This window comes from Aureimonas altamirensis, assembly GCF_001463885.1.
GTDB classification, from domain to species: domain Bacteria; phylum Pseudomonadota; class Alphaproteobacteria; order Rhizobiales; family Rhizobiaceae; genus Aureimonas; species Aureimonas altamirensis.
In genome coordinates, this window is record NZ_BBWQ01000025.1 from 1 (window position 1) to 25,679 (window position 25,679).

Genomic DNA, 25,679 nt, shown 5'->3' on the forward strand with positions numbered 1-25,679 from the left:
GGCGACGGCGGTAGCCAAAGCCACGGCACCCGCCAAGTCCAAGGCCACGGCGGCGGCCAAGCCTGCGGAAGCGGCCAAGCCAGCAGCGGCGGCCAAGCCTGCGGAAGCGGCCAAGCCGGCGCGCAAAAGAACGGCGAAGAAGGCTGCCGCGCCTTCAAGCCGTTCCAAGGCCTGAACATTTTCTGCTGCGTGAGATTGAACGGCCATAATTGGGTCCCCATGTGAAAATCGGTAGCAGCATTAGGCGCTTACCGTCTTTCGGCCTTTGATTGGAGCAGCCCATGACGTCACAAGCATTGATCCGCCCGGCATGGACCCCGGCGACCATCGCACTGATGGTTTTGGGTTTCATCGTCTATTGGCCCCTCGGCCTCGCCGCTCTGGCCTACATCCTCTGGGGTGACAGGCTGGAAGGCTTCCGCAACAACGTGAACCGCTCCACGGACCGCTTCATGGGCAGTTTCCGCCGCTCGGGCGTAAGCCGTCCCTTTACCGAGGGGCGCACCGGCAACGTCGCCTTCGACGACTGGCGTGAAGCCGAGCTTTCGCGCCTCGACCAGGAGCGCCGCAGGCTGGACGACGCCCGCGCCGAGTTCGAGACCTACGCGCGGGAACTGCGCCGCGCCAAGGACCAGGAAGAGTTCGACCGTTTCATGCGCGACCGTCGCGGAAACGGCCCGACCGGCCCGGTTGTGGACGCGAGCTAAGGCGAGCGTTCAAACTGTTGCATTACGCATTGGCCGCGGCGACCATCGCCGCGGCCTTGTTTTTGCGATTCGGAGTGGTGTCGACACGACCATGGGCGTTTTCCTGCCGGCTTTCCTGAAGCGCCGGGCGCGCGAAGCCCCATGGCCGGAGCGGCTGGACCTCGATACGCGCTCGGTACCCCTGTCCTTCCGCGAGCATCCGACCGCCAAGCGGCTCATCATGCGCGTGACGCCGACAGGGGGCGTCGTCGTGACCATGCCAAGGCGCACGGCGCGCCGCACGGTGCTGGAGTTCGTGGAGCGTCACAAGGGCTGGGCCGCCAGCCGTCTGACCGGGCGCCAGGAAACGATCCGTATCGCCGATGGCGGCACGCTGCCCTTCAAGGGCGGCAATCTTCTGCTGGCCCACCGGCCGGACATCCGGGCGACACGGCTGCGCGAAGACGCCGACGGCCATCCGGTTCTGGAGGTCGGCGGCGAGCCGGCTTTCATGGGCCGGCGCGTACGCGACTTTCTGGCGCGGCAGGCGCGGAACGACCTTCTGGAGGCGGTCACGCGCCACGCGGAGGCGGTCGGCAAGCAACCGCGCGCCATCGCCATCAAGGATACGGTCAGCCGATGGGGGTCCTGCACGGCGGATCGGCGGCTATCCTTCTCGTTCCGCATCGTCATGGCGCCGCCGTCCGTACTGGATTATCTGGCTGCGCATGAGGTGGCGCACTTCGTGCACATGAACCACAGCGCGGAGTTCTGGGCATTGTGTCGCGCGCTCTGCCCCCACACCGAGGAAAGCCGCCGCTGGCTGAGGACCGAGGGAACGACCCTGCAGGCCATCGAGTTCATCTCAGCAGAAGGCTGAACAAGGCGCGGCCCGCGCGCGAAACGGGGTTTACCTGCCGCCGTTTCAGCGCGATAAGCGGGTCGCATGCCCATGACGATGGGCTGATCATCATCTGCATGGAAGGACGAAGCGACCGTGCGCCATCCGCGCATCAAGATCTGTGGCCTCCGGACGCCGGAGGCGGTGGACGCCGTCCTGCGGCATGGCGGGCCGGAGGTCGGCTTCGTCCATTTTCCGAAGAGCCCGCGCCATCTTTCGCTGCCCGACATGGCCGCGTTGCGCGCCTATCTGGGCGACAGGGCGGCCGTTACCATCGTGACGGTGGATCCGGATGACGCGCTGCTGGAGGCGATCCGGCGGGACATTCGGCCCGATACGATCCAGCTTCACGGGTCCGAGACACCCGAGCGGGTGGCCGAGATCGGCCGGCGCACGGGACTGGCCACCATGAAGGCGCTGTCGGTTCACGATGCCCATGACATTGCATCGGTTGCGTCCTATCGCGGCATCGCGGACCGCCTGCTGCTGGATGCCAAGGCGCCGAAGGGCGCCGTATTGCCCGGTGGCAACGGCGTTGCCTTCGACTGGCGGCTGCTCGCCGGCTTGCCTGCGGGTCTCGATTACATGCTCTCCGGCGGCCTGACGCCCGATAATGTCGGCGCGGCCCTGCGGCAGGCGGCGCCTCCCGGGCTGGATGTCTCGTCCGGCGTGGAAAGCGCGCCCGGCGTCAAGGATATCCACCTGATCGACCAATTTTTCGACGCGGTCCTGGCCGCATCGCAACCCCTTGAAGGAAGGCGAGCGTCATGAACGAACAGCTCAAGCGCAACACATTGCGCGGCGGGCCGGATGCCGAAGGCCTGTTCGGCATCTATGGCGGCCGCTTCGTGGCCGAAACGCTGATGCCGCTGATCCTGGAGCTGCAGCAGGCCTATGACGAGGCGCGCAACGACCCGGAATTCCAGGCCGAACTGAAGAACCTGTCCACCCATTATGCCGGGCGCCCGTCGAAGCTCTATTTCGCGGAGGGGCTGACGCGTCATCTGGGTGGCGCGCGCATCTTCCTGAAGCGCGAAGACCTCAACCATACCGGCAGTCACAAGATCAACAACTGCCTTGGCCAGATCCTTCTGGCCCGACGCATGGGCAAGACGCGCATCATCGCCGAAACGGGGGCCGGCCAGCACGGCGTCGCCTCGGCAACGGTTGCGGCGCGCTTCAACCTGCCCTGCGTCGTCTATATGGGCGCGACGGACGTTGCCCGGCAGGCGCCGAACGTCTTCCGCATGAAGCTCCTGGGTGCGGAGGTCAAGCCCGTCTCGGCCGGCCACGGCACGCTCAAGGACGCCATGAACGAGGCGCTGCGCGACTGGGTGACCAATGTGCAGGACACCTACTACCTGATCGGCACCGCGGCCGGCCCGCACCCCTACCCGGAGATGGTGCGCGATTTCCAGGCCGTGATCGGCCAGGAGGCGCGCGCCCAGATGCTGGAACAGGAAGGCAGGCTGCCCGACGCCATCATCGCGGCGGTGGGCGGCGGCAGCAACGCCATCGGCCTGTTCCACCCCTTCCTGGACGATCCGGAAGTGGCGATCTATGGCGTCGAAGCCGGCGGGCGCGGCCTGGACGGGCAAGAGCATTGTGCCTCGATGACGGCGGGCAGCCCTGGCGTGCTGCACGGCAACCGCACCTACCTGCTGCAGGACGCCGACGGGCAGATCATGGAAGGGCATTCGGTGTCCGCCGGCCTCGACTATCCCGGCGTCGGGCCCGAGCATTCGTGGCTGAAGGATACGGGCCGGGTTTCCTATGTGCCGATCCTCGACGACGAGGCGCTGGAGGCCTTCCAGCTTCTGACGCGGGTGGAAGGCATCATTCCGGCGCTGGAATCGGCCCATGCGATCGCACACGCGATGAAGCTGGCGCCTGCCATGGGCGCGGACAAGACGATCATCGTCAATCTTTCGGGTCGCGGCGACAAGGATGTCCATACCGTCGGCACGATGCTGGGCGTGGAGCTTTGAGGAATCCCATGACGACGCGTATCGAAGCCCGGTTCCAGAAGCTGCGCGATGAAGGACGCCCCGGCCTGGTCACCTTCATCATGGCGGGCGACCCGGATGGCGACACCACCCTGTCGGTGATGCGACGCCTGCCGGAAGCCGGCGCCGACCTGATCGAGCTCGGCATGCCGTTCTCGGACCCGATGGCCGACGGCCCCGCCATCCAGAAGGCGGGCCTGCGCGCGCTTAAGGGCGGCGAAACCCTGCACCGCACATTGGACACCGTACGCCGTTTCCGCGAAGCCGACGGCGAAACGCCGGTGATCCTGATGGGATATTTCAACCCGATCTACATCTACGGCGTCGACAGCTTCGTAGCCGATGCGCGCGCCGCAGGCATCGATGGGCTGATCGTCGTGGACCTGCCGCCCGAGATGGACGCCGAATTGTGCCTGCCCGCCGTCGAGGCCGGCTTGAACTTCATCCGGCTGGCAACCCCCACGACGGACGAGAAGCGCCTTCCGACCGTGCTGCGCAACACCTCGGGCTTCGTCTACTACGTATCGATCAACGGCATCACCGGCTCGGCCGCGCCCGATACGGACGCCGTCGCCCGGTCTGTCGCGCGCATCAAGGGGCAGACCGATCTTCCCGTGGCCGTCGGTTTCGGCGTGCGCACCGGCGCTCAGGCCGAAGCACTTGGCCGCGTGGCCGATGCCGTGGTGGTGGGCTCGGCCCTCGTGGCCGCAATCGAGACGGCACAAACAGAGGGCAAGGACCGCGAAGCCGCCGCCGAGGCGGTTCTGGACGTCGTGCGCGACCTGTCCGCCGGCGTCCGGCGGGCCCGGCTTGCCTTCGCGTGAAATGACGGCGATATGAAGCGATTGAGATTGAACGAAGGAACCTTCGTGTGAACTGGATCACCAATTACGTTCGCCCCAAGCTGACCAGCCTGCTCGGCCCGCGCGAGGTGCCCGAGAACCTGTGGATCAAGTGCCCGGAAACCGGCGAAATGGTCTTCCGCAAGGATCTGGAAGCCAACCAGTGGGTCGTGCCCTCGTCCGGCGTCCACATGAAGATCAGCGCCCGCGAACGGTTGCAGTCCTTTTTCGACAATGCCGCCTTCGAGACGGTCGAGTTGCCGAAGGTGCCGGTGGACCCTCTGAAGTTCCGCGACTCCAAGCGCTATACCGATCGTCTCAAGGAATACCGGACCAAGACCGGGCTGGAGGACAGCGTCCTCGTAGCCACCGGCGCCATCGAAAGCCAGCCGATCGTGGCCGCCGTGCAGGATTTCGCCTTCATGGGCGGTTCGCTCGGCATGGCTGCCGGAGAGGCCATCGTGACGGCGGCCCAGAAGGCGGTGGAGCTGCACAGGCCGCTGGTGCTGTTTGCCGGCTCCGGCGGCGCGCGCATGCAGGAGGGGATCTTGTCCCTGATGCAGTTGCCGCGCACCACCGTGGCGGTGGACATGGTCAAGGATGCCGGCCTTCCCTACATCGTCGTCCTGACCAACCCGACCACGGGCGGGGTCACCGCGTCCTATGCGATGCTGGGCGACGTGCATATCGCAGAGCCGGGCGCCCTCATCGGCTTTGCCGGCGCCCGCGTGATCGAGCAGACGATCCGCGAAAAGCTGCCGGAAGGCTTCCAGCGCTCGGAGTATCTCATGGAGCACGGCATGGTCGACATGGTCGTCCATCGTCATGACCTGAAGCCAACGATTGCCCGGCTGCTGAAGATTCTGATGCATGTGCCCGTGGCGCCGGCGCAAGCCGCCTTGCCCGCGCCGGAAGCTGCCTGAACGCTCTACGAAGTAGCCGACATGACGGACGATACCCTGGCGGATGCCGAAATCGCTGCACTGATGCTGCGGCATCCCAAGGGCTTCGACCTGTCGCTCGACCGCATAGCGCGGTTGCTGGAGGCGCTGGGTAACCCGCAGGACAAGTTGCCTCCGGTCATTCACGTCGCCGGCACCAACGGCAAGGGCTCCACCATCGCATTCGCCCGCGCCATGCTGGAAGCCGAAGGGCTGGCGGTGCATGTCCACACCTCTCCGCACCTCGTCTCCTGGCACGAACGCTACAGGCTGGGCCAACGGGGCGCACCGGGCCGCTTCGTGGACGACGCAACCCTTGCCGACGCCATCCACCGCGCCGCCATCGCCAATGACGGTGCCCCGATCACCGTCTTCGAAATATTGACGGCCGTGACCTTCCTGCTCTTTTCGGAGCACCCGGCCGACATGGCCTTGGTGGAAGTCGGGCTGGGTGGGCGCTTCGACGCCACCAACGTCATCCGCCAGCCGGCGGCTGCGCTGGTTTCGACCGTTTCCCTCGATCATCAATCCTATCTCGGCGACCGCGTGGAGCTGATCGCGGCGGAGAAGGCCGGGATCTTCAAGAAGGGGTCTCCCGCCGTCATCGGCCAGCAGGGCGACGATGGCGCTCTGGATACGCTGCGCCAGCGCGCGGCAAGCGTCGGCGCGCCGGCCACCATCTACGGCGAGGATTTCCTGGCCTATGAAGAGCATGGACGGCTGGTTTTTCAGGATGGCGGCGGGCTCGTGGACCTGCCATTGCCGCGCCTGCCCGGCCGGCACCAGCTTGCCAATGCGGCCCTGGCCATCGCCGGCGTGCGCGCAGCCGGTGTCGCCGTGTCGGATCGTGCCCTGGAAGCCGGCGTCACCGCTGCCGAATGGCCCGGCCGCCTGCAGCGCATAACCAGTGGACCGCTATTCGACATGGCCGTGCCGGGCAGCGAATTATGGCTGGATGGCGGGCATAATCCGGGTGCCGGAACGGTGGTGGCCGAGGCCATCGCCGAGATGGAGGACAAGAGCCCGAGGCCGCTGTTCCTGATTGCCGGCATGTTGTCGACAAAGGATCCGGTAGGCTTCTTCGACGCCTTTGCCGGCATGGCGCGCCACGTCTTCACCGTGCCGCTGCGCACGACCGATGCCGGGCTGTCGCCCGACGAGTTGGCCGACGCCGCCTTCGATGCGGGCCTGGATGCCGAGCCCTGCGACAGCGTCGAGCAGGCCATCCGCCTGATCTCCACCGGGTGGACCAGCAGGCCGGCACCGCGGATCGTTGTCTGCGGCTCGCTCTACCTTGCCGGAGAGGTACTCAGGGCAAGCGGTCTTTCACCGCGCTGAACCGCCCTCCACGGGCGTATAGACCCACACCCGCGCCGGCGGAATGTTCTTCCAGACGATGTCCGACGAGGACACCGTGAAGCGACCGGCGATCGGCTCGATGGGAGGCTTCCAGAGATAGGATAGCTGGGTCAGGTTGCCGCCCGGCGCCAGCCGCCGGAAATAGCGCTGCAGCAGCGCCTGCCGTTCGCTCTGGCGCAGGTTGACGATGGGTATCGCCAGGAGGATCGTAGCAAAGGTTTCGGCACCGCCGTCGCCGAGTGTCTTGTCGAGGTCGAAGCCATCCCCCTCGATGATATCGATGCGCGGAAAGCGTGTCTTCAGCGCGGTGGCGAACTGGCTGTCATACTCGATGGAAACGATCCGCTCCGGTTCCACGCCGGCGCGCAGCAGGGCCCGTGTGACTGCGCCGAGCCCAGGCCCGAGTTCGAGGATGCGGCCTTTATTGCCGATTGTGGAACGCGCCACCATCTCGTCGCAATAGGCCGTCGACGAGGCTGCAACGGCCCCCATCTTCAACGGATGCTTCAGCCATGTTCCGAGGAAGCGGGCCCAATCGCCGCTATCTTGAGCCATCCGCTCGGTGCCATGGGCCCGGTTGCTGTCGTGTCCGCTCATACGGCAGGCGACTCCTGTTTAAACTCGGTTTGAACGGCTGTTCAGGCCGTGGCCGCAACGCTGGCGGCATTTTCGCGGCGATAGACGAAGACGCGGGCCGGCGGCAGGTTTCGCTTCACGAATGCCGCGCATTCGGCCGTGGCAGCGATTCGCGCGGGGCGTACCGGCGGCACCAGGGCATAGGTGAACTGGATGAACGGGGCGCCGCGCGCCATAAGCGCAAGGTGCCCGCGCAGCGCCTGTTCGCGTTCGTCTTCGGGACGGGCCATCAACGGAAGGCTGGATACGATGGCCGCGACGCTGCGCCCCGCCAAAGCGTGCTCCAGCGCAGCCCCCGGCCGGTAGGCGTCGCCCTCCACCACCGTGGCGGCGCCATGGCGGGCACGCAGGAGCGTGCAGAAATCGCGGGAATATTCCACAAGGACAAGGTTGGCTTCGGGCACGCCGCGCTCCATGAGAGCGCGGGTAACGACGCCGGTTCCCGGCCCCAGCTCAAGCACGACCTGCCCGGGCTCCAGCGCGGCGTCCGGCACCGGGCGTGCCATCGCAGCGCATAAAGCGCGCGACGACGGAAAGATGGACCCTGTCACCAGCGGCTTGCGGAACCATCCCGCCAGGAATTTTGCCTCGTCGACGCCGCGTCGGCGCACGGAGCGAGAAATCCCTTGTTTGGATTGCATCAGTGCTGCTTCCGGCCGTTCCGCCCGGGCGTCCGCCCGGCTTTCTCGTGCGGGAGAGTAGCCATTCGGAACCCTTGCGAAAGTGAATTTTTCGCAAGAGCCCCTGATCGGCTGTTCAACTGTCGCCGAGGCCGCCGAGGAATTCTTTCATGCGGGAGAAGAAGCCGGTGGACTGTGGGGAATTGTCGGTGGACGAGATTTCCTGGAACTCCTCCAGCAACTCCCGCTGGCGGCGCGACAGGTTCTGCGGCGTCTCGATCGTCACCTGGATGAAGAGGTCGCCCACCTGGGTGGATCGAAGAACGGGCATGCCTTTGCCCCGCACGCGGAACTGCGTGCCGGCCTGCGTGCCCTCCGGCACCTTGACGCGGTTGTTGCTGCCGTCGAGCGTCGTTACCTCGAAGGCGCCGCCAAGCGCCGCCGACACCATGGAAATGGGGACCTTGCAGTAGAGGTCCGCGCCGTCGCGCTGGAAGATCTCGTGGCTGCGCACCGAAAGGAAGATGTACAGGTCGCCGGACGGACCGCCGCGCAGGCCGGCCTCGCCCTCGCCCGCCAGGCGGATGCGGGTACCATCCTCGATTCCGGCCGGAATGTTGACCGACAGGTTGCGCTCTTCCGGGAGGCGGCCGGCGCCGCCGCATTTGGTGCACGGATCGCTGATGATCTGCCCGTTGCCATGGCATGTGGGGCAGGTGCGCTCGACCGAGAAGAAGCCTTGCGAAGCACGGATCCGTCCCGCACCGCCGCAGGTCGGGCAGGTGCGCGGGGAGGTTCCGGGCTTGGCGCCGGTGCCGGTGCACACATCGCACTGGATCGTGGTGGGCACGCGGATTTCGGCCGTCTTGCCGGCAAAGGCTTCTTCCAGCGAAATTTCCATGTTGTAGCGCAGGTCCGAGCCGCGCTCGCGCCCGGTGTTGTTGCTACGCCCGCGCCGCTGGCCGTGCATCTGCCCGAAGATATCGTCGAAGATGTCGGCCATGGACGACGAGAAATCGGAGCGGAAGCCACCGCCGGCGCCGCCACCGTTCTGGAAGGCGGAATGGCCGAAGCGATCGTAGGCCGCGCGCTTCTGCGGATCCTTCAGGACCTCGTAGGCCTCGCCGATTTCCTTGAACTTCTTTTCCGCTGTCGTATCGCCCGGATTCTTGTCCGGGTGATACTGCATGGCGAGCTTGCGAAATGCCGACTTGAGAACCTTCTCGTCGCATGTCCTCTCGACACCGAGCATTTCGTAGTAATCGACCTTTACGGACACTTGAGCACCAACCCACGATTTTAAGTTGTCGAAACAGGACGAAAGCCGCTTGACCGGCCTTGCCTTGATTTAAGCATTGGCGGCGCAGCTTGCTACAGGCGCGGTGCAGCCAATCGGCAACTTCGTTCAAGAAAAGGGCCCCGGTCTTGCGACCGGGGCCCCGATTTCAGCCTCTGCGAAGCCCGCTCAGGCGGACTTCTTGCGATCGTCGTCCTTGACCTCTTCGAAGTCCGCGTCGACCACGTCGTCGCGGCTTTCGGAAGAGCCGGCCGGCCCTTCTTCACCGCCGGCGGCGGCCTCCGCCTGGGACGCCTCGTACATGGCCTGGCCCAGCTTCATCGAGACTTCGGCGAGACGCTCGCTCTTGGTCTTGATGGCTTCGGCGTCGGCTTCGTCCTTCTCGAGTTCGGCCTTCAGATCCGCGATCGCGTCCTCGATGGACTTGCGATCGTCGGCACCGACCTTGTCGCCGTAATCCTTCAGCGACTTCTCTGCCGAATGGACGAGGCTCTCGCCCTGGTTGCGGGCTTCCACGCCAGCGCGACGCTTCTTGTCGACCTCGGCGTTGGCCTCGGCATCCTTGACCATCTTCTCGATATCGGCATCGGACAGGCCACCGGAAGCCTGGATCGTGATCCGCTGCTCCTTGTTGGTGCCCTTGTCCTTGGCCGACACGTTGACGATGCCGTTGGCGTCGATATCGAAGGTCACTTCGATCTGCGGCACGCCACGCGGTGCGGGCGGGATACCCTCGAGGTTGAAGCGGCCGAGCATCTTGTTGTCGGCAGCCATTTCGCGCTCGCCCTGGAAGACCTGGATCGTCACGGCGTTCTGGCTGTCCTCGGCCGTCGAAAAGACCTGGCTCTTCTTGGTCGGGATCGTGGTGTTGCGGTCGATCAGGCGGGTGAACACGCCACCCAGCGTCTCGATGCCCAGCGACAGCGGCGTCACGTCGAGCAGCAGCACGTCCTTGACGTCACCCTGCAGCACGCCGGCCTGGATGGCGGCGCCCATGGCCACGACCTCATCCGGGTTGACGCCCTTGTGCGGCTCCTTGCCGAAGAAGTTCTTCACGACTTCCTGGATCTTCGGCATACGCGTCATGCCACCCACCAGGACCACTTCGTCGATGTCGGCAGCCGTCAGGCCGGCATCCTTGAGCGCCGACTTGCAGGGGTCCACCGTGCGCTGCACAAGATCCTCAACGAGGTTTTCGAACTTGGAGCGCGTCAGCTTGAGCGTCAGGTGCTTGGGGCCGGAGGCGTCGGCGGTGATGAAGGGCAGGTTGATTTCGGTCTGGGCCGCCGAAGACAACTCGATCTTGGCCTTCTCCGCAGCTTCCTTGAGGCGCTGCAGGGCAAGCTTGTCGTTCTTCAGGTCGATGCCCTGATCCTTCTTGAACTCGGTCGCCAGATAGTCGACGAGGCGAAGGTCAAAATCCTCACCGCCCAGGAAGGTATCGCCGTTGGTGGACTTCACTTCGAAGACACCATCGCCGATCTCGAGGATGGACACGTCGAACGTGCCGCCGCCCAGATCGTAGACCGCGATCGTCTTGCCGTCGTTCTTTTCGAGGCCGTAGGCCAGCGCGGCCGCCGTCGGCTCGTTGATGATGCGCAGGACATCCAGCCCGGCGATCCTGCCGGCATCCTTGGTGGCCTGGCGCTGGGCGTCGTTGAAGTAGGCCGGCACGGTGATGACCGCCTTCTCGACCTTCTCGCCCAGATACGCCTCGGCCGTTTCCTTCATTTTCTGAAGGATCATGGCCGATACCTGCGACGGGGAGTATTTCTGGCCGAGCGCCTCGACCCACGCATCGCCATTGTCCGACCGTACGATCTTGTACGGAACGAGGTCCCTGTCCTTCTGCGTCAACGGATCGTCGTAGGTACGGCCGATCAGGCGCTTGATGGCGAAGAGCGTATTTTCCGGGTTGGTAACGGCCTGCCGCTTGGCGGGCTGGCCGACCAGCCGCTCATTGTCGTCGAGAAAGGCCACGATGGATGGCGTCGTGCGCGCACCTTCGGCGTTCTCGATGACTTTCGCGTTCTTGCCGTCCATGACGGCAACGCAGGAATTGGTGGTGCCGAGATCGATGCCGATCACCTTGGCCATGGGTGTCTCCTTCTTGAGCGAACCGCCCGGACCCTCGTTGAGGCATTCCGCGCGGCGGTTCCTGGTGAGTTATCCATACGAGTGCCGCGCGCCCGGTCCGCAAGCGGAGGTCGCGTTGGCTGACGGCTATATATGAACGTGCCTTTGCGGGCGCAAGGCGCTGGATCACATCCTGTTTACCCGTCGGCAATCAGCCGCCGAACAGGCCCCGGAATAGCGACCGGTCGGAAGCGCGGCCTCCTTGCGCGGGGCCCTCCAGCACGGCATCCGGAGGAAGCTGATCCTGCCGGACGACACGGGCCGGTCCTTCCAGGACATCGCCGGACCCTTCCCCGTAAACCGCCGGCGGCCCGCCATACTGCCCGTCGCCATACGGATCCTGCTGCTGCGGCATGGGCGCACCGGGCGGCGGCGCAACCGAGGCCGCGGACCCTGGCGCCGGCTGCTCATAGCCGCCTTGCGCCTGCAACTCGGCCTGCGACGGCGGCTGGTTCGGCATCATGTTGCCGTACTGGTCGAGAAGGTTTCCGTATTCGTCGACATAGGTGGCGCGCGGCGCTTCGCCGCCGCCCTGGACCGGCTGCCCGCCCTGTACGGGCAGGCCGCCCGCGCCGGGCTGATTCGCGGCCATCGGCACATCGCCATGTTGGCCGCCGATCACGTAGTTGCCCGGAAGGGGCGTCGGGGGCAGCCCTTCATGGGCAACCTTCATGTAGGCTTTCCAGGCATCCGCCGGCAGCGAGCCGCCCGTTACCTTGCGCATCGGCTTGCCGTTGTCGTTGCCGAGCCAGACGCCGGTGGTGAGGTTGGCGGTGTAGCCGATGAACCAGGCATCCTTGAAGTCCTGCGTCGTGCCCGACTTGCCGGCCACCTGCCAGCCGTCCAGCGCGGCGCGCCGCCCCGTACCGGACGTCACCACCCCGGTCAGCATCGCGTTCATCATGCCCGCGATATCGGAGGTGACGATGACCGGCGGAACCTCGGACGGGCGCTCGTACAGCACCTCTCCGTCCACCGTGGTCACGCGGTTCACCAGATGCGGCGTGGCGCGATAGCCGCCATTGGCGAAGGGGGCGAAGGCGCCCGTCAGCTCCAGCAGCGACACCTCGGCCGTGCCGAGCGCAATGGACGCGTTCTCGGCCATGGGCGAGGTGATGCCCATGGAAGTGGCCGTCTCGATGACCGTCTTGGGGCCGAGCTCCGCCGTCAGCGCCGCCGCCGTCGTGTTGAGGGAGTGGGCGACGGCCTGCGCCATCGTCACGGGCCCGCGAAACTTGTTGTCGTAATTGGATGGCGACCAGTTGCCGATATGGACCGGCTGGTCGATCATCATGCTTTCGGGGCGCCAGCCGAATTCCAGGGCCGTCTCGTAGACGAAAGGCTTGAACGCGGAGCCGGGCTGGCGGCGCGCGTCGACGGCGCGGTTGAACTGGCTTTCGGCATAGTCGCGCCCGCCGACGATGGCGCGGATGGCCCCGGTGCCGTCGATGGACACGAGTGCCCCTTGCGTGACGTTCTGGGTGGCGGTGTCCACCGTGTGCCGGATGGCCTCCTCGGCGGCTTTCTCGAGCGTCAGGTCGATCGTCGTCTCGACGATGACGTCATCCTTGATCTCTTCGCCGACGAGACCCTTGATGTCCCGCATCACCATGTCGGCGGCGTAATGCTCGGCCCCCGTCCAGAAGCTCTTGGGCTTGGTCGGCTCCTCGGACAGCGCGGCCTTGTACTCGTCCTCCGAGATGTAGCCGGCGTCCAGCATGGCGCTCAGCACCACGTCGGCGCGCGCCTTGGCAGCCTCGGGGTTGCGCACCGGATTCAACGTCGAGGGTGCCTTGAGCAGGCCGGCCAGCATAGCGGACTCGCTGAGGGTCAGGTCGCCGGCATTCTTGTCGAAATAGCGGCGCGCCGCCGCCTGCGCGCCCGTTGCGCCCGAGCCGAAGAACACCCGGTTCAGGTACATTTCGAGGATCTGGTCCTTGGAGAAGCGCTGTTCCAGCCATAGCGCCAGGATCGCCTCCTGCACCTTGCGGCGCAGGGTCTGCTCGGGCGTCAGGAAGACGTTCTTGGCAAGCTGCTGCGTCAGGGTCGAGCCGCCCTGCACGGTGCCGCCGGCCGTGAAGTTGGTGACGGCGGCGCGCACGATACCCACCGGGTCAACACCGAGATGCGAATAGAACCGCCTGTCCTCGATGGCCATCACGGCCTTCGGCAGATACGGGCTCATCTGGTCCAGTGCCAGCGCCTCGCCCCCCGTAACGCCGCGATTGGCCAGAAGATCTCCCGATACGGACACGATCCGCACATTGGGCGGACGGTCCGGAACCACCCAGGCTTCCTGCGGCAGCGTCATGGCGAAGTAGCCGACCACGCCTGCCGCGGCGATCATGCCCCAGAAGCCCAGCATGAAGACGAGGTTGGCAAGGCGCGCCAGAGGCGAACGTCTGCGACGCGTCTTGCGGCCGTTGCCGCCGCCTCCGCCGCCGCCACGCGCGGGCTTGCGGGGGGCCTTGCGCTCGGAGCGATCCTTGCGCGTTGCTCCGGGCTGGACGGCACGGTCGTCCGCCGAGACGCGGAAGCCGTCGCTGCCGCGCTTCTCCCGGGAATCCCCGAAAGTCGGCTCGATCCGTGGCTCCTTTCGTCCCAGACCCATCGACTACCCCTTAGACACGATTGAAAACTGGTTGCGCCGGCACCCGCGCAGCCTTCGCGTTGCAGCGTAAATATGGCGGTTTAACGGGTCGTTATCGAATGATCGGGCCCGCTGTTGCCGCCGGGCCACGCATGACGCACAATCAAAAGTTCAGTGAAGTGTTTGAGGAGGAGCATTGGTGCTTATCAAATCCATTACCCGTCACGCCGTCGCCCTGATGGCGCTGGTTGCCGCCGGCGCGGCCCCGGCGGCTGCGCAAACGGACTTTCCGACGCAGCCGGTGACGATGGTCGTTCCCTTTGCGGCCGGTGGCTCGACGGACCTCGTCGCCCGTATCGTCGCACAGCGCATGAGCCAGGAGCTCGGCCAGCAGGTGCTGGTGGACAATCGCGGCGGCGCGGGCGGAATGCTGGGTGCGACGGCTGTCGCCCAGGCGCAGCCCGACGGCTATACGATCCTGATGGGAACCATTGCGACGCACGCGCTCAGCGCCTCGCTCTACGCCAACCCGCCCTTCGATCCGGTCGCGGATTTCGCGCCAGTGGCATGGCTGGTGACGGTGCCGAACGTCCTGACGGTCAACCCGCAGTTTCCCGCGCAGAACGTCGAGGAGTTGATTGCGCTTCTGAAGGAAAAGCCGGGCGAGTACGCCTACGCCTCGTCGGGCAACGGCACGCCGCTGCACCTGTCGGGCGAGCTGTTCAAATCGATGGCGGGCGTCGACATCATCCACGTGCCCTATCAGGGATCCGGCCCGGCGCTGGTGGACGTGATCGGCGGCGCGGTGCCGATCTCCTTCGACAATCTGCCCTCCTCGACGGAGCCGATCCGCTCGGGCCAGCTTCGTGCGCTGGCGGTCACCACCAAGGAACGCGCGCCGAACTTCCCGGATATTCCGACGATGGAAGAGGCCGGCGTTCCCGGCTACGAAACCAATAGCTGGAACGCCCTCTTCGCACCGGCCGGCACACCGCCCGAGGCGATTGCCCGGCTGAACGAGGCTGCCAACAAGGCCATCCAGGACCCGGAGGTGCAGAAGCGCCTTGCCGAGGTGGGTGCGCAGATCGTCGGCTCTACGCCCGAGGAACTCGGCGAACACGTAAAGACCGAAGTCGAACGCTGGAGGCCCGTCGTCGAGGCCTCGGGCGCGCGCATCGAGTAAAGCGGCACATCGCCGTGCGGACGGGCGCCCCGGCGCCCGTCCGGTCGACAAACAGGAAGCACGTCATGGCAATATCCTCCACGGGCCGCATCGAGACCGCCAGCGCCAGCCGCTATCTGCAGCAGCTCTGCAAGCACTGGGCGCACAAGTTCGACGTCACCTTCGACGAAAGCCAGGGGACGGTTCCCTTCCCCAACGGCGCGGTCGCCCGGCTTTCGGCCGACCCCGAAGGCCTGACGATCGCCATCGACGCCCCCGATCCGGAGGCGCTGGAGCGTATGAAGACGGTCGTCGTTGAGCATCTCGACCGCTTCGCATTTCGGGAAGCGCCCCTGGGGGCAAACTGGAATTGAGCCGTGCGCCCTTTACTGGCGCATGGCCCGGACCATTTCGACAATCGTGGCTTGAAGGGGCCTTGGGGCCGCAACAGAGGGCAGGCTGGACATGACGATACCGACCGATCGTGAAGACATTTCCCGCACCGTGGAGTCCCGGTTCCGCACCGAGCTGCACGACCATTGGAAGGCCTACGCCTTCCAGGGCGTTCTCCTGCTGGTGGTCGGCTTCCTGGCGCTGATGGCGCCGCTGGCGGCCACCCTGGCTTCGACCCTGTTCTTCGGATGGCTGCTCATCATCGGCGGGATCATCGGCATCGTGGCCGCCTTCCAGGCGCGCCGGCACTCCGGTTTCTGGTCCAGCCTCGCGCTCGCAGTTCTGGTAACGATCCTCGGCGCCGTGATCGTCTACGATCCCTTCGCCGGCGCGGTCACGCTGACCTGGATGCTGGCCACCTATTTCGTCCTTTCGGCGTTTCTGGAGTTCGCACTCGCCAAAGCGGTCCGCTCGGGCAGCCGCGGCGGCTGGTGGGCGCTGGTGCTGACCGGCATTCTCAATCTCGTGCTGGCCGCCCTTCTGGTGCTCGGCCTTCCGGGCACCGCTGTCTGGGCAGTCGGCGTCTATCTCGGCATATCCTTCATCTTCTCGGGCGTCGGCCTTCTCTTCGCGGCCCTTGATGCGCGGCGCGGCGCACCGGCCGCCTGACACCCGGGCTCAGACGTGCTGGCCGCCATTGATGTGGATTTCCGCGCCGTTGACATAGGACGACTGGCCGGAACACAGGAAGTAGATGATGTCGGCTACTTCGGCGGTCTTGCCGAGGCGGCGAAGAGGGATCGTCTCCACGATCTTCTCGGTGCCCGGCGACAGGATCGCGGTGTCGATCTCGCCGGGCGCGATGGCGTTGACGCGGATGCCGGCAGGGCCGAAGTCGGCGGCCATCTCGCGCGTCAGCGATGCCAGCGCCGCCTTGGACGTCGCATAGGCCGTCCCGGCAAAGGGATGGACGCGGCTGCCGACGATGGAGGTGACGTTGACCACCGACCCGCCGGCGGCATGCAGCTCGGCGTAGAGCCCGCGCGCCAGCATGATCGGCGCAAAGAAATTGACCTGGAAGACGTCGCGCCAGACATGCATCGGCGTCTTGATGGAATCCATCCGCTCGCCGCCCTTCGTCTTGGGCGAGATCGCGGCATTGTTGACGAGCGCCTGCAGCCGCCCGCCATTGGCCTCCAGCCTGCGCCGGATTTCGGAGATCGCATAGCCGACATCCTCCTGGTCGGACAGGTCGACCCGGATATGGTCCTCCGGCCCGGCGGGCCACGGACAATCACTGGAGAAATCCTGCCGCGAGCAGGTGATGACACGCCACCCCTCCCGCGAGAAGCGCTTGACGGTCGCGTGGCCAATGCCGCGCGACGCGCCGGTCAACACCAGCGCCGGGCGGGTATCCTTGATCTCGCTGTCCGTCATGCTCGGTCCCCGCAGGCTTCTATCCAGGAGTGCTTTAGATGGTGCGGCGCATCGTGAAAAGCCATTGGATCGCCATTGTCTTTGACGCCGATGCATGAAAAGCCCATCTCTGTCCGGATAAGCCGATGACCCGTCGAAAGCCCGCCATGTCGTTCCGCCGTGCTGCCCTTGCCGCTTTTCTGACTTTTGCGATGGCCGCGCCCGCCGCCGCCCTGCCCGACCTGAAGGATTGGCCGGCCATCGCCACGGCGGCGCAGGGTGGCACGGTACGCCTCGGCGTTGCCGGCGGCAGCGCAGGGCAGCAACGGTTTCTGGACTGGGCCGGCGGCGAACTCGAGCGGCTTTACGACATCCGTCTGGAGATCGTGGATTTTCCCTCGCAGCAAACGCTGCTCGAAGCGCTCGGAGCCGGGGAAGAATCCCGCATCGACATGGCCGCGCTCGGCTCACGCGCGGTGGCAGAGGGCCGGCGCACGGACCTTTTGCCCGAGCGCTATGCCTACCGGTTGCCGAACTGGCATTTCGTCGACAGGGCAGGCACCCCTTCGGTCATCTTCGCGGCGGGGCTGCCCACGCATTACAGCGCCGTACCCTGGGGCAAGCGCAGCGTAACGCTTTACGGCAACGGCGCGGCAACGGCATCGCGACCCGATTCGCCTGCCGCCCTCCTTACCTATGCCCGGGCAAATCCAGGCCGGTTTGCCTTTCCCGATCCGGCAACGGCCGCCGGGTCGGCTTTTCTGGAAGAGGTTCTGCGCAACCTGGCGGAAGACCCGTCCGTGCTGGATCGGCCGATTGCCGGTGCCGACGCCGAAGCAACCGCCGCGCCCTTCTTTGCGTGGTTGGACGACATACGCCCGCTTCTCTGGCAGGAGGGGCGAAGCTTCCCGCGTTCGGAAGCCGAGGCCCGTGACCTTCTGGCCCGTGGAGAGGTCGACATGATTGCCGATTTCAATCCGATGGCCGGCGCTGCCGGGCGGGCCGGCGATGACTGGCCGGAGGGCGTGGAAGGGTTCGGCTTCGCCAACGGTGCCGTGACCGATACCCATTTCCTGGCCGTGGCCCCACAGGCGACCGCGCCGGAGGCCGCACTCGTGACCGCGGATTTCATGCTGTCTCCGGCCGCGCAGATCCGCAAGGCCGATCCGGCGATGTGGGGCGATGTCACGATCCTCGATCCAGCCCGACTGCCGCAGCAGGAAGCGCAGGATTTGCGCGCGCTGATGCGCGCGGGCCTGCCGCGCACTTCGGGCGTGTCGATCCCCCGGCCGCACTATAGCTGGATGGACTGGCTGGGCCAGCGCGTCCCGGAGCGTCTGGCGGCTCAATGACCGTGCCGGAAACGCTGCCCGTAGAGGCGGTTCTTGCGGATGTCGGGGCGGCGTTGCGCACGGCTCGGCGCGCGGTGCTGGTGGCCCCTCCGGGCGCCGGCAAGACGACCATGGTGCCACTGCACCTGATCCGGCAGCCGGATTTTTCGGGACGCATCATCCTTATTCAGCCGCGCCGGATCGCCGCGCGGGCCGCGGCAACGCGCATGGCCTCGCTTCTGGGCGAGACGGTTGGCAAGACCGTCGGCTGGCGGATGCGGCTGGATACGCGGGTCTCGGCCGCAACCCGCATCGAGGTGGTGACGGAGGGCGTCTTCACGCGGCTGATCCTGGCCGATCCGGAACTGACCGGCATTTCTGCCGTCCTGTTCGACGAATTCCACGAGCGTTCCCTGGATGCCGATTTCGGGCTTGCGCTTGCGCTCGACGTTCAGGCCGCCCTGCGGGAAGACCTTGCGATCCTCGTCATGTCTGCGACGCTGGATGGCGCGCGCGTCGCCGCGCTGCTGGGCGATGCCCCTGTCATCGAAACCGCCGGCCGCAGTTTCCCCGTAGAGATCCAGAACCGCGACAGAAGCGGCATGGAGCGTATCGAGGACGCCGTCGCCAACGCCGTGCAGCAGACGCTGCGCGATATGCCGGGCAGCATCCTTGCCTTCCTGCCGGGACAACGCGAAATCGAGCGGGTGCGCGAGCGGCTGGAAGGGCGCGTTCCGCCGGATGTAACTCTTGCGCCGCTGTACGGCGCGCTGGAGACGTCCGATCAGGATTTGGCGATCCGCCCGGCGCCGGCCGGCCGCCGCAAGGTGGTGCTGGCCACGTCGATCGCCGAAACCTCGATCACCATCGACGGTGTCACCGTAGTTATCGACAGCGGACTTGCGCGACGGCCCGTGTTCGAGCCGGCCAGTGGCCTGTCGCGCCTGGAGACCGTGGCCGTTTCACGCGCCGGCGCAACGCAACGGGCCGGCCGCGCCGGGCGTACGGGGCCGGGTACGGCCATCCGCCTCTGGCGCGCGGAACAGACGAACGCGCTGCCGGCTTTCGATCCGCCGGAAATCCTGTCGACGGATCTGTCCGGCCTGCTGCTCGACTGCGCGGCCTTTGGCGTCGGCGACCCTGCCGAACTGCGATTTCTGGATGCGCCGCCGAAACCGGCCCTTGCCGAAGCCCGCGTCCTGCTGGGCGAGCTCGGCGCTCTCGATGCCGATGGCCGGCTGACGGAGATCGGACGCGAGTTGAGGCAGGTGGGCCTGCCGCCCCGCCTCGGAACGATGGTGGTCCGCGCCAGGGCGGGCCAACCGCGCCGCATGGCGGCGGAACTGGCCGTTCTTCTGACCGAGCGCGGCCTTGGCGGCAACGACCCCGATCTGGCAGAGCGGCACCGACGCTGGCGCACCGACCGATCGCCCCGGGGCAACGCGGCGCGCGGCCTTGCCGAGCGTCTCGTGCAACAGGCAAGTGCTGCCGGCGACATCGAGGATGCCGATGCCGGGCGCCTGCTGTCCGTCGCCTATCCGGACCGCGTCGCGGTGGCACGGGGCACGTATGGCCAATTCCTGCTGGCCAGCGGACGCGGCGGGCAGGTCGATGCCGCATCCTCGCTGGCCGCATCGGCCGGGCTGGTGGTGGCCGAGTTGCAGGGACAGGCACGGGCGGGGCGCATCACCTCGGCTATCGGTCTCGACCGACGGCAGCTTGCGGCGCTGGCCGAGGAGCGCGCGGTCGACGAGGATGTCGTCCTTTTCGATGCCGCATCCGGTGCGGTCCGGGCGCGCCGGGTACGCCGGATCGGCCGGGCGGTGCTGTCGGAATCTCCCCTGCCCGACCCGCCTGCCGAGCTTGTCCAATCGGCGCTGGCGGACGCGATCCGCCAGGAAGGCACGCGCCTCTTGCCGATGGACCGGGATGGCGAGCGGCTGTTGGAGCGCCTGCGCTTTCTGCACGCCTCGCTGGGGGATCCGTGGCCGGATCTGTCCGAGGCGGCACTTTTGGAGCGCCTGGACGAATGGGTCCTGGCCTTCCACCCCGATGCGCGCCGCTTGTCGGACCTGCGGCCGGACCGGCTGCGGCAGGGGCTTCTTTCGCTTCTGCCGGGCCCGCTGGCCCGCCAGGTCGACACCCTTGCGCCATCGCATTACGAGGCGCCCACCGGATCGCGCCTGCCATTGCGCTACGATCCGGAGCAGGTCGTTCTGGCAGTGCGCGTCCAGGAATTGTTCGGGATGACGCGGCACCCCGCCATAGCCGCGGACCGGGTGCCGCTGACGCTTGAACTTTTGTCGCCGGCCCATCGCCCCATCCAGATCACGCAGGACCTGCCCGGCTTCTGGGCGGGCTCCTGGCGCGACGTCCGCGCCGACCTGCGCGGGCGCTATCCCAAGCATGTCTGGCCCGAAGATCCGGCCCTCGCGCCACCCACGGCGCGGGCAAAGCCGCGCGGCAAATAGGACGATTCCACTCGGATTATCCAAGCACGCAACCTCCGCGTGTGGTTTCACGTTGTGAAACCGTGCCTTACGCGTGGGAGATTCCGTATGAATGTGGAGACGCCAGCCAGGGATATGCGTGGCCCCCTCGCCACGTCCGGCGAGCGCAGAATCCTGGTGGTCGACGAAGACCACGGTTTTGCCGCCCGCCTGTCGCGGGGGCTTGAGCAGCGGGGCTATACCCCGGTTCTGGTTGCGAGCTTTTCCGAGGCGCAGAAGGAGATTTCGTCGGCCTCCCCGGCGATGGCGGTGATCGATCTTCGGCTTTCCGGCGGCAATGGACTGGATCTCGTGGAAGATCTGCACCGCCGCCGCAAGGACAGCGCGATCGTTGTCCTGACGGCCTATGGCAACATCGCGACGGCCGTCGCCGCCGTGAAGCTGGGCGCCATCGACTATCTATGCAAGCCGTCCAGCACGGATGAGGTCATCTCCGCCCTCACCCAGCGCGACGACAAGCGGCCGACCCCGCCCGACAACCCCATGTCGGCAGACCGTGTGCGGTGGGAGCATATCCAGCGCGTCTTCGAGCTTTACGGACACAACGTTTCCGAAACCGCGCGGCGCCTGTCCATGCATCGCCGCACCCTGCAGCGTATCCTGGCGAAAAACGCGCCGCGCTGAGCTGTCGTCACTCCACCAGATCGTCGCGAGAGCCCGTCATATAAGGGTTTGCTGCCCATTCCGCCTGTAGCAGCCGGTTTGCCGCCAGCGTTGCGAACCGCAGCGTCAGGGCCTTGCGTGTTGCGGGCGGCATGCGATGCAGCGGCGCATCCCGAAGGATCTCGGCGCCGTACCCATCCGACAGGATCAGCCCGCAATCCTGCGGGAAGATGTCCAGTGGGACGTCGGGGTGCGTCGCAAAGAACAACTGGTCGCAATGCAGCCGGTAGTCCGGCCATTTGCGATCCACCCGGAAATCGGCGATCGACGTCTTGATCTCGACAATCGAGACTTCGCCTTTCGCCGACAGGCAGACAAGATCGGCACGCCGGCCCGAAGACAAGGGCATCTCGGGCAGAACGGACAGGGCCTGCGCCATCATCAGGCGCTGGACACCGCGCCGCACCAGCATGGCGCGATCGGATTGCCGCCCGTCGAGCAGCGGCTGATAGGGGACGGAAGAGACTATGGGCATGCGGATACGGCTCCGGCAACGCGGCTGTGCCCGCATCGCAACAAACGTTTGTTAACCATCATGCGTTAGGCTCGTGCCAATTGCCAGTCGGGTAACGAGGGCATATCGGTGGTGACAGCCAGCCGGTGTCGTACAGCTTTACCCGGCACGGCCTGCCTCGACCGGACGTTTCGATGACAACCCATTCTACCCTATCCGTTCTCGCCGCTGCCGCCCTGGCGCTCGGCCTTGCCGGTTGCACCACCTCCGGTGATCGCGCGGCGATCAACGGCGATTCGCCGGTCGCGACGGCCTATGCGTCCACGGAAAGCACCATCCTCGATGGCGGCCCCCTGGGCCCGGTCGACCCGCTGGCCTATGCTGCTGCGCAGGATGGCGGTTTCAACCTGCCGGCGATACCGGTCGAGAAGATCGATCCGCGCTTCCTGCGCCAGCGCGTCGTTTACGATGGCATGGGCTTTGCGCCGGGCACCGTCGTTGTCGATACGGGCGATCATTTCCTCTACGTCATCGAGTCGCGTGGCACGGCCATGCGCTACGGCATCGGCATCGGCAAGGCCGGCTTCTCCTGGTCTGGCGAGGCCTATGCCCGCGACAAGCAGCATTGGCCGAAGTGGTTCCCGCCCAAGGAAATGATCGAGCGCAGGCCTGAGCTTGCGCCCTACGGCAACGAAGTCGGCATGAATCCCGGCCTGCAGAACCCGCTTGGCGCCCGGGCCGTCTATCTGTGGCAGGGCAACAAGGACACGCTGTACCGCCTGCACGGCACGCCGGAATGGTGGTCGATCGGCAAGTCCGTTTCGTCTGGCTGCATCCGTCTCATCAACCAGGATGCCATCGATCTCTACGAGCGGGTCCCGCTGCAGGCGCGTGTCATCGTGCTGATGCCGGGCGAGACCTTGGCACAGAAGCGGATTGCCGAAAACCGGAAGGCCCAGGCAAGCTGATCGTGCAAGATTGAAGTTTCAAGGCGGGGGACCGCCATGGCCGGGTGCTTCGGGGGAGGCGCCCGGCCTTTTTTTTGCAGTGCCGACCGTTAAGGAGCGAATGGGTCGTATGTCCCGAAGTTCCAGAGATGGCCCTCGAAATCCCGGCAGGAGAACTCCCGGCTTCCGTAGGGCTGGTCGTGCAGCGGAATGATGATCTCGGCGCCGGAAGCGGTCACACGTTCGAACAAGGCGTCGGCATCCTTGACGACGATGTAGGCGCTCTGCGTGACGCCGCCGGCTTCATCCGGCGTGATCTGCGTTTCGCCGAAGGGGTCGTCACGCACGGCCCCAAGCATGACCATGCCGCCGCCAAGGGTCAGCTCCGCATGGGCGATGAGGCCGTCATCGTCTTCCATCACCATTTCGACGTTGAAGCCGACGACGGCGGACAGCCAGTCGATGGCGGCCTGCGCATCCCGGTAGCGCAATGTCGGAATGATGGTGGAAACCATGCCGCGAACCCCTCCCGCGTTGCTTGCAAGCGGGAGGGTAGTCTGTTTTTCGCCCCGATTGAACAGGGCTTGCCCGGCGCTTATGCCCGTGCGGCCGCCTTCTTTTCCAGGCGGCGACGGTGCAGGACAGGCTCGGTGTAGCCATTGGGCTGTTCACGCCCCTTCAGGACCAGGTCCAGAGCGGCCTGGAAGGCAATGGACCCCGCATAGTCGGGCGCCATCGGCTCGTAGGTCGCGTCGGAGGCGTTCTGTCCGTCGACGACGCGCGCCATGCGCTCCATCGTCTCCACCACCTGGTCGCGCGTCACCACGCCATGGTGCAGCCAGTTGGCGATGTGCTGCGAGGAGATGCGGCAGGTGGCACGGTCTTCCATGAGGCCGACATCGTTGATATCGGGCACCTTGGAGCAGCCGACGCCGGAATTGATCCAGCGCACGACGTAGCCGAGGATGCCTTGCGCATTGTTATCGAGTTCGGCCTGGATGTCTTCCGGGGTCCAGTTCGGGCGCACGGCAACCGGGATGGTCAGGATATCCTCGAGGCTGGTGCGGCTCTTGCCTTCCAGCTCGGCCTGGCGCTCGGCCACGTCCACCGTGTGGTAATGCGTGGCATGCAAGGTCGCAGCCGTGGGCGACGGTACCCAGGCCGTATTGGCACCGGCCTTCGGATGACCGATCTTCTGCTCCAGCATGGCCGCCATCAGGTCGGGCATGGCCCACATGCCCTTGCCGATCTGCGCATGGCCCTTGAGCCCGCAGGCAAGGCCGGTATCGACGTTGCGGTCCTCATAGGCCTTGATCCACGTGGACGCCTTCATGTCGCCCTTGCGGATCATCGGGCCAAGCTCCATCGAGGAGTGCATCTCGTCGCCGGTCCGATCGAGGAAGCCCGTATTGATGAAGACGACGCGCTTGCGTGCTGCCCGGATGGCTTCCTTGAGGTTCACCGTGGTGCGGCGCTCCTCGTCCATGATGCCCATCTTCAGCGTATTGGGCGCAAGGCCGAGAATGGTTTCGACCCGGGTGAAGATCTCGTCGGCGAAGGCGACCTCGTCCGGACCGTGCATCTTGGGCTTGACGATATAGACGGAGCCGGCGCGCGAATTGCGGTCGCCGCCCTGCTTCTTCAGGTCGTGCATCGCGATCAGCCCGGTGAAGAGCCCGTCCAGCATGCCTTCCGGCGCTTCCGATCCGTCGGCCAGAAGGACGGCAGGATTGGTCATCAGGTGGCCGACATTGCGCACCAGCATCAGCGAGCGTCCGGGCAGCACAAGCGTGCCGCCGTCGGGTGCGGTGTATTCGCGGTCCGGGTTGAGGCGGCGCGTGACGCTTTTGCCGCTCTTCTCGAACGTGTCGGACAAGTCGCCCTTCATCAGGCCGAGCCAGTTGCGATAGACGACCACCTTGTCGGCCGCATCGACGGCGGCGACGGAGTCTTCGCAATCCTGGATCGTGGTCACGGCGCTTTCCAGAACAACGTCGGAAATGCCGGCCGGATCGGACCGACCGATCTGCGACGTGCGGTCGATCACGACGTCGCTGTGCAAGCCATGGGTGACGAAGAGAAGGTTGGTGGGCTGGCTCGCCGGGCCGCGATAGCCGGCCAGTTGGCCGGGGCTCTTCAGCCCGGTCGTGCCGGACTCCAGCCTGACCGTCAGCGCGCCGTCATCGATGGAGAAGCCACGCGCATCGGTCCACGACGCATCGGCAAGCGGCACCGACCCATCCAGGAAGGCGCGCGCCCAGGCGATCACCTTTTCGCCGCGGACGGGATTGTAGCCCGAACCTCTTTCCGCGCCGCCCTCTTCGGCGATCGCATCGGTGCCGTAGAGCGCGTCGTAGAGCGAGCCCCAGCGGGCGTTCGCCGCGTTCAGCGCATATCGCGCGTTCATCACCGGAACCACGAGCTGCGGACCGGCCACCGAGGCGATCTCCGGATCGACATTGGCGGTCTCGACGGAAAAGGCTTCCCCCTCGGGGACGATGTAGCCGATCTCGCGCAGGAAGGCCTCGTAAGCTGCACCGTCCACGGCGCCGCCCTTGTGGGATGCGCACCACTCGTCGACGCGCGCCTGCATGTCGTCGCGGATCGCCAACAGCTCGCGGTTGCGCGGAGCGAGATCGCCGAGAAGCCCGGCAAGGCCCTGCCAAAGCCGGTCGGCATCGACGCCCGTACCGGGGAGAGCTTCCTTCTCTATGAAATCCTTCAGCTCGGAATCGACCTGCAATCCGGCGACCGTGACGTAACTCGACATGAATGCTCCCTTCCGCAAG

At 66.1% G+C, this 25,679-nt stretch carries 23 protein-coding genes; 14 read left to right on the top strand and 9 right to left on the bottom strand.

Annotation, left to right across the window (positions count from 1 at the left end; all coding sequences use genetic code 11):
• The first annotated feature begins 281 nt into the window (after window positions 1–281).
• The 7 genes from AUL31_RS18680 (at window position 282) to AUL31_RS18710 (ending at window position 6,714) form a co-directional block, all read left to right on the top strand.
• Window positions 282–707: a DUF2852 domain-containing protein gene (locus tag AUL31_RS18680; RefSeq protein WP_060610238.1), complete on the top strand. Its 426-nt coding sequence runs from the start codon at window positions 282–284 to the stop codon at window positions 705–707.
• A gap of 91 nt (window positions 708–798) precedes the next feature.
• Window positions 799–1,566, top strand: coding sequence for a M48 family metallopeptidase (locus AUL31_RS18685; RefSeq protein WP_073469484.1), 768 nt, complete (start codon window positions 799–801; stop codon window positions 1,564–1,566).
• A 117-nt stretch (window positions 1,567–1,683) separates the two neighbouring features.
• A complete protein-coding gene (locus AUL31_RS18690; protein WP_060610241.1) occupies window positions 1,684–2,358 on the top strand; it encodes a phosphoribosylanthranilate isomerase in 675 nt (224 codons plus the stop codon).
• Complete coding sequence (trpB, locus tag AUL31_RS18695; RefSeq protein WP_060610244.1) at window positions 2,355–3,575, top strand: tryptophan synthase subunit beta; 1,221 nt, start codon at window positions 2,355–2,357, stop codon at window positions 3,573–3,575. The genes AUL31_RS18690 and trpB overlap by 4 nt, the downstream gene beginning before the upstream one ends.
• A gap of 8 nt (window positions 3,576–3,583) precedes the next feature.
• Window positions 3,584–4,417: a tryptophan synthase subunit alpha gene (gene trpA, locus AUL31_RS18700; RefSeq protein WP_060610248.1), complete on the top strand. Its 834-nt coding sequence runs from the start codon at window positions 3,584–3,586 to the stop codon at window positions 4,415–4,417.
• A 47-nt stretch (window positions 4,418–4,464) separates the two neighbouring features.
• Window positions 4,465–5,358: an acetyl-CoA carboxylase, carboxyltransferase subunit beta gene (gene accD / locus AUL31_RS18705; RefSeq protein WP_060610251.1), complete on the top strand. Its 894-nt coding sequence runs from the start codon at window positions 4,465–4,467 to the stop codon at window positions 5,356–5,358.
• 21 nt (window positions 5,359–5,379) lie between these two features.
• The gene (locus tag AUL31_RS18710) at window positions 5,380–6,714 is read left to right on the top strand and encodes a bifunctional folylpolyglutamate synthase/dihydrofolate synthase (protein WP_060610254.1); all 1,335 of its coding nucleotides are present in this window, start codon (window positions 5,380–5,382) and stop codon (window positions 6,712–6,714) included.
• Here AUL31_RS18710 and AUL31_RS18715 read toward each other — a convergent pair.
• From AUL31_RS18715 to AUL31_RS18735, 5 genes are all read right to left on the bottom strand, one after another.
• Window positions 6,703–7,332 carry a class I SAM-dependent methyltransferase gene (locus tag AUL31_RS18715; RefSeq protein ID WP_060610257.1) on the bottom strand — a complete coding sequence of 210 codons (630 nt, stop codon included), beginning with the start codon at window positions 7,330–7,332 and terminating at the stop codon, window positions 6,703–6,705. The two genes, AUL31_RS18710 and AUL31_RS18715, sit on opposite strands and share 12 nt — an antisense overlap.
• A 41-nt stretch (window positions 7,333–7,373) precedes the next feature.
• Window positions 7,374–8,012: a class I SAM-dependent methyltransferase gene (locus tag AUL31_RS18720; protein ID WP_060610260.1), complete on the bottom strand. Its 639-nt coding sequence runs from the start codon at window positions 8,010–8,012 to the stop codon at window positions 7,374–7,376.
• A gap of 115 nt (window positions 8,013–8,127) precedes the next feature.
• Window positions 8,128–9,270 carry a molecular chaperone DnaJ gene (dnaJ, locus tag AUL31_RS18725; RefSeq protein ID WP_073469486.1) on the bottom strand — a complete coding sequence of 381 codons (1,143 nt, stop codon included), beginning with the start codon at window positions 9,268–9,270 and terminating at the stop codon, window positions 8,128–8,130.
• 186 nt (window positions 9,271–9,456) lie between these two features.
• On the bottom strand, window positions 9,457–11,385 hold the full coding sequence (gene dnaK / locus AUL31_RS18730; RefSeq protein WP_060610266.1) for a molecular chaperone DnaK: 1,929 nt from the start codon (window positions 11,383–11,385) through the stop codon (window positions 9,457–9,459).
• Window positions 11,386–11,575: 190 nt separating this feature from the next.
• Window positions 11,576–14,035, bottom strand: coding sequence for a transglycosylase domain-containing protein (locus tag AUL31_RS18735; RefSeq protein WP_060610269.1), 2,460 nt, complete (start codon window positions 14,033–14,035; stop codon window positions 11,576–11,578).
• A gap of 217 nt (window positions 14,036–14,252) precedes the next feature.
• Here AUL31_RS18735 and AUL31_RS18740 point away from each other — a divergent pair, with 217 nt between their 5' ends.
• The 3 genes from AUL31_RS18740 to AUL31_RS18750 all read left to right on the top strand — a co-directional run bounded on the left by AUL31_RS18740 (window position 14,253) and on the right by AUL31_RS18750 (window position 16,238).
• Window positions 14,253–15,197, top strand: coding sequence for a Bug family tripartite tricarboxylate transporter substrate binding protein (locus AUL31_RS18740; RefSeq protein ID WP_060610272.1), 945 nt, complete (start codon window positions 14,253–14,255; stop codon window positions 15,195–15,197).
• A 65-nt stretch (window positions 15,198–15,262) separates the two neighbouring features.
• The gene (locus AUL31_RS18745; RefSeq protein WP_060610275.1) at window positions 15,263–15,550 is read left to right on the top strand and encodes a DUF2218 domain-containing protein; all 288 of its coding nucleotides are present in this window, start codon (window positions 15,263–15,265) and stop codon (window positions 15,548–15,550) included.
• Between the two features lie 91 nt (window positions 15,551–15,641).
• Window positions 15,642–16,238, top strand: a complete 597-nt coding sequence (locus AUL31_RS18750) for an HdeD family acid-resistance protein (protein WP_060610278.1) — start codon at window positions 15,642–15,644, stop codon at window positions 16,236–16,238.
• A gap of 9 nt (window positions 16,239–16,247) precedes the next feature.
• On the opposite strand, the gene AUL31_RS18755 is transcribed toward AUL31_RS18750, so the two are convergent.
• A complete protein-coding gene (locus tag AUL31_RS18755; protein WP_060610281.1) occupies window positions 16,248–17,006 on the bottom strand; it encodes an SDR family NAD(P)-dependent oxidoreductase in 759 nt (252 codons plus the stop codon).
• A gap of 125 nt (window positions 17,007–17,131) precedes the next feature.
• Between AUL31_RS18755 and AUL31_RS18760 the strand changes: the two genes are divergently transcribed.
• From AUL31_RS18760 to AUL31_RS18770, 3 genes are all read left to right on the top strand, one after another.
• The gene (locus AUL31_RS18760) at window positions 17,132–18,337 is read left to right on the top strand and encodes an ABC transporter substrate-binding protein (RefSeq protein WP_082647019.1); all 1,206 of its coding nucleotides are present in this window, start codon (window positions 17,132–17,134) and stop codon (window positions 18,335–18,337) included.
• Window positions 18,334–20,787: an ATP-dependent helicase HrpB gene (hrpB, locus tag AUL31_RS18765; RefSeq protein WP_060610287.1), complete on the top strand. Its 2,454-nt coding sequence runs from the start codon at window positions 18,334–18,336 to the stop codon at window positions 20,785–20,787. The genes AUL31_RS18760 and hrpB overlap by 4 nt, the downstream gene beginning before the upstream one ends.
• Window positions 20,788–20,874: 87 nt before the next feature.
• Window positions 20,875–21,450, top strand: coding sequence for an ActR/PrrA/RegA family redox response regulator transcription factor (locus tag AUL31_RS18770; protein WP_060610290.1), 576 nt, complete (start codon window positions 20,875–20,877; stop codon window positions 21,448–21,450).
• A gap of 7 nt (window positions 21,451–21,457) precedes the next feature.
• Here the strand turns inward: AUL31_RS18770 and AUL31_RS18775 are convergent, their stop codons facing one another.
• The gene (locus AUL31_RS18775; protein ID WP_060610293.1) at window positions 21,458–21,964 is read right to left on the bottom strand and encodes an MmcB family DNA repair protein; all 507 of its coding nucleotides are present in this window, start codon (window positions 21,962–21,964) and stop codon (window positions 21,458–21,460) included.
• Between the two features lie 173 nt (window positions 21,965–22,137).
• Here AUL31_RS18775 and AUL31_RS18780 point away from each other — a divergent pair, with 173 nt between their 5' ends.
• Window positions 22,138–22,911, top strand: coding sequence for a L,D-transpeptidase (locus AUL31_RS18780; RefSeq protein WP_073469491.1), 774 nt, complete (start codon window positions 22,138–22,140; stop codon window positions 22,909–22,911).
• Window positions 22,912–23,000: 89 nt separating this feature from the next.
• Here AUL31_RS18780 and AUL31_RS18785 read toward each other — a convergent pair whose 3' ends face one another.
• Both AUL31_RS18785 and AUL31_RS18790 read right to left on the bottom strand, forming a co-directional pair.
• Window positions 23,001–23,405, bottom strand: coding sequence for a VOC family protein (locus tag AUL31_RS18785; protein ID WP_060610296.1), 405 nt, complete (start codon window positions 23,403–23,405; stop codon window positions 23,001–23,003).
• A gap of 80 nt (window positions 23,406–23,485) precedes the next feature.
• Complete coding sequence (locus AUL31_RS18790; protein ID WP_060610299.1) at window positions 23,486–25,660, bottom strand: malate synthase G; 2,175 nt, start codon at window positions 25,658–25,660, stop codon at window positions 23,486–23,488.
• Between the last annotated feature and the right edge of the window lie 19 nt (window positions 25,661–25,679).

Coding starts and splice junctions, on each gene's coding strand:
- AUL31_RS18680 (WP_060610238.1), top strand. CDS start 282: ATGACGTCACAAGCATTGATCCGCCCGGCATGGACCCCGGCGACCATC.
- AUL31_RS18685 (WP_073469484.1), top strand. CDS start 799: ATGGGCGTTTTCCTGCCGGCTTTCCTGAAGCGCCGGGCGCGCGAAGCC.
- trpB (WP_060610244.1), top strand. CDS start 2,355: ATGAACGAACAGCTCAAGCGCAACACATTGCGCGGCGGGCCGGATGCC.
- trpA (WP_060610248.1), top strand. CDS start 3,584: ATGACGACGCGTATCGAAGCCCGGTTCCAGAAGCTGCGCGATGAAGGA.
- AUL31_RS18710 (WP_060610254.1), top strand. CDS start 5,380: ATGACGGACGATACCCTGGCGGATGCCGAAATCGCTGCACTGATGCTG.
- AUL31_RS18715 (WP_060610257.1), bottom strand. CDS start 7,332: ATGAGCGGACACGACAGCAACCGGGCCCATGGCACCGAGCGGATGGCT.
- AUL31_RS18720 (WP_060610260.1), bottom strand. CDS start 8,012: ATGCAATCCAAACAAGGGATTTCTCGCTCCGTGCGCCGACGCGGCGTC.
- dnaK (WP_060610266.1), bottom strand. CDS start 11,385: ATGGCCAAGGTGATCGGCATCGATCTCGGCACCACCAATTCCTGCGTT.
- AUL31_RS18735 (WP_060610269.1), bottom strand. CDS start 14,035: ATGGGTCTGGGACGAAAGGAGCCACGGATCGAGCCGACTTTCGGGGAT.
- AUL31_RS18740 (WP_060610272.1), top strand. CDS start 14,253: ATGGCGCTGGTTGCCGCCGGCGCGGCCCCGGCGGCTGCGCAAACGGAC.
- AUL31_RS18745 (WP_060610275.1), top strand. CDS start 15,263: ATGGCAATATCCTCCACGGGCCGCATCGAGACCGCCAGCGCCAGCCGC.
- AUL31_RS18750 (WP_060610278.1), top strand. CDS start 15,642: ATGACGATACCGACCGATCGTGAAGACATTTCCCGCACCGTGGAGTCC.
- AUL31_RS18755 (WP_060610281.1), bottom strand. CDS start 17,006: ATGACGGACAGCGAGATCAAGGATACCCGCCCGGCGCTGGTGTTGACC.
- AUL31_RS18760 (WP_082647019.1), top strand. CDS start 17,132: ATGACCCGTCGAAAGCCCGCCATGTCGTTCCGCCGTGCTGCCCTTGCC.
- hrpB (WP_060610287.1), top strand. CDS start 18,334: ATGACCGTGCCGGAAACGCTGCCCGTAGAGGCGGTTCTTGCGGATGTC.
- AUL31_RS18770 (WP_060610290.1), top strand. CDS start 20,875: ATGAATGTGGAGACGCCAGCCAGGGATATGCGTGGCCCCCTCGCCACG.
- AUL31_RS18775 (WP_060610293.1), bottom strand. CDS start 21,964: ATGCCCATAGTCTCTTCCGTCCCCTATCAGCCGCTGCTCGACGGGCGG.
- AUL31_RS18780 (WP_073469491.1), top strand. CDS start 22,138: ATGACAACCCATTCTACCCTATCCGTTCTCGCCGCTGCCGCCCTGGCG.
- AUL31_RS18785 (WP_060610296.1), bottom strand. CDS start 23,405: ATGGTTTCCACCATCATTCCGACATTGCGCTACCGGGATGCGCAGGCC.
- AUL31_RS18790 (WP_060610299.1), bottom strand. CDS start 25,660: ATGTCGAGTTACGTCACGGTCGCCGGATTGCAGGTCGATTCCGAGCTG.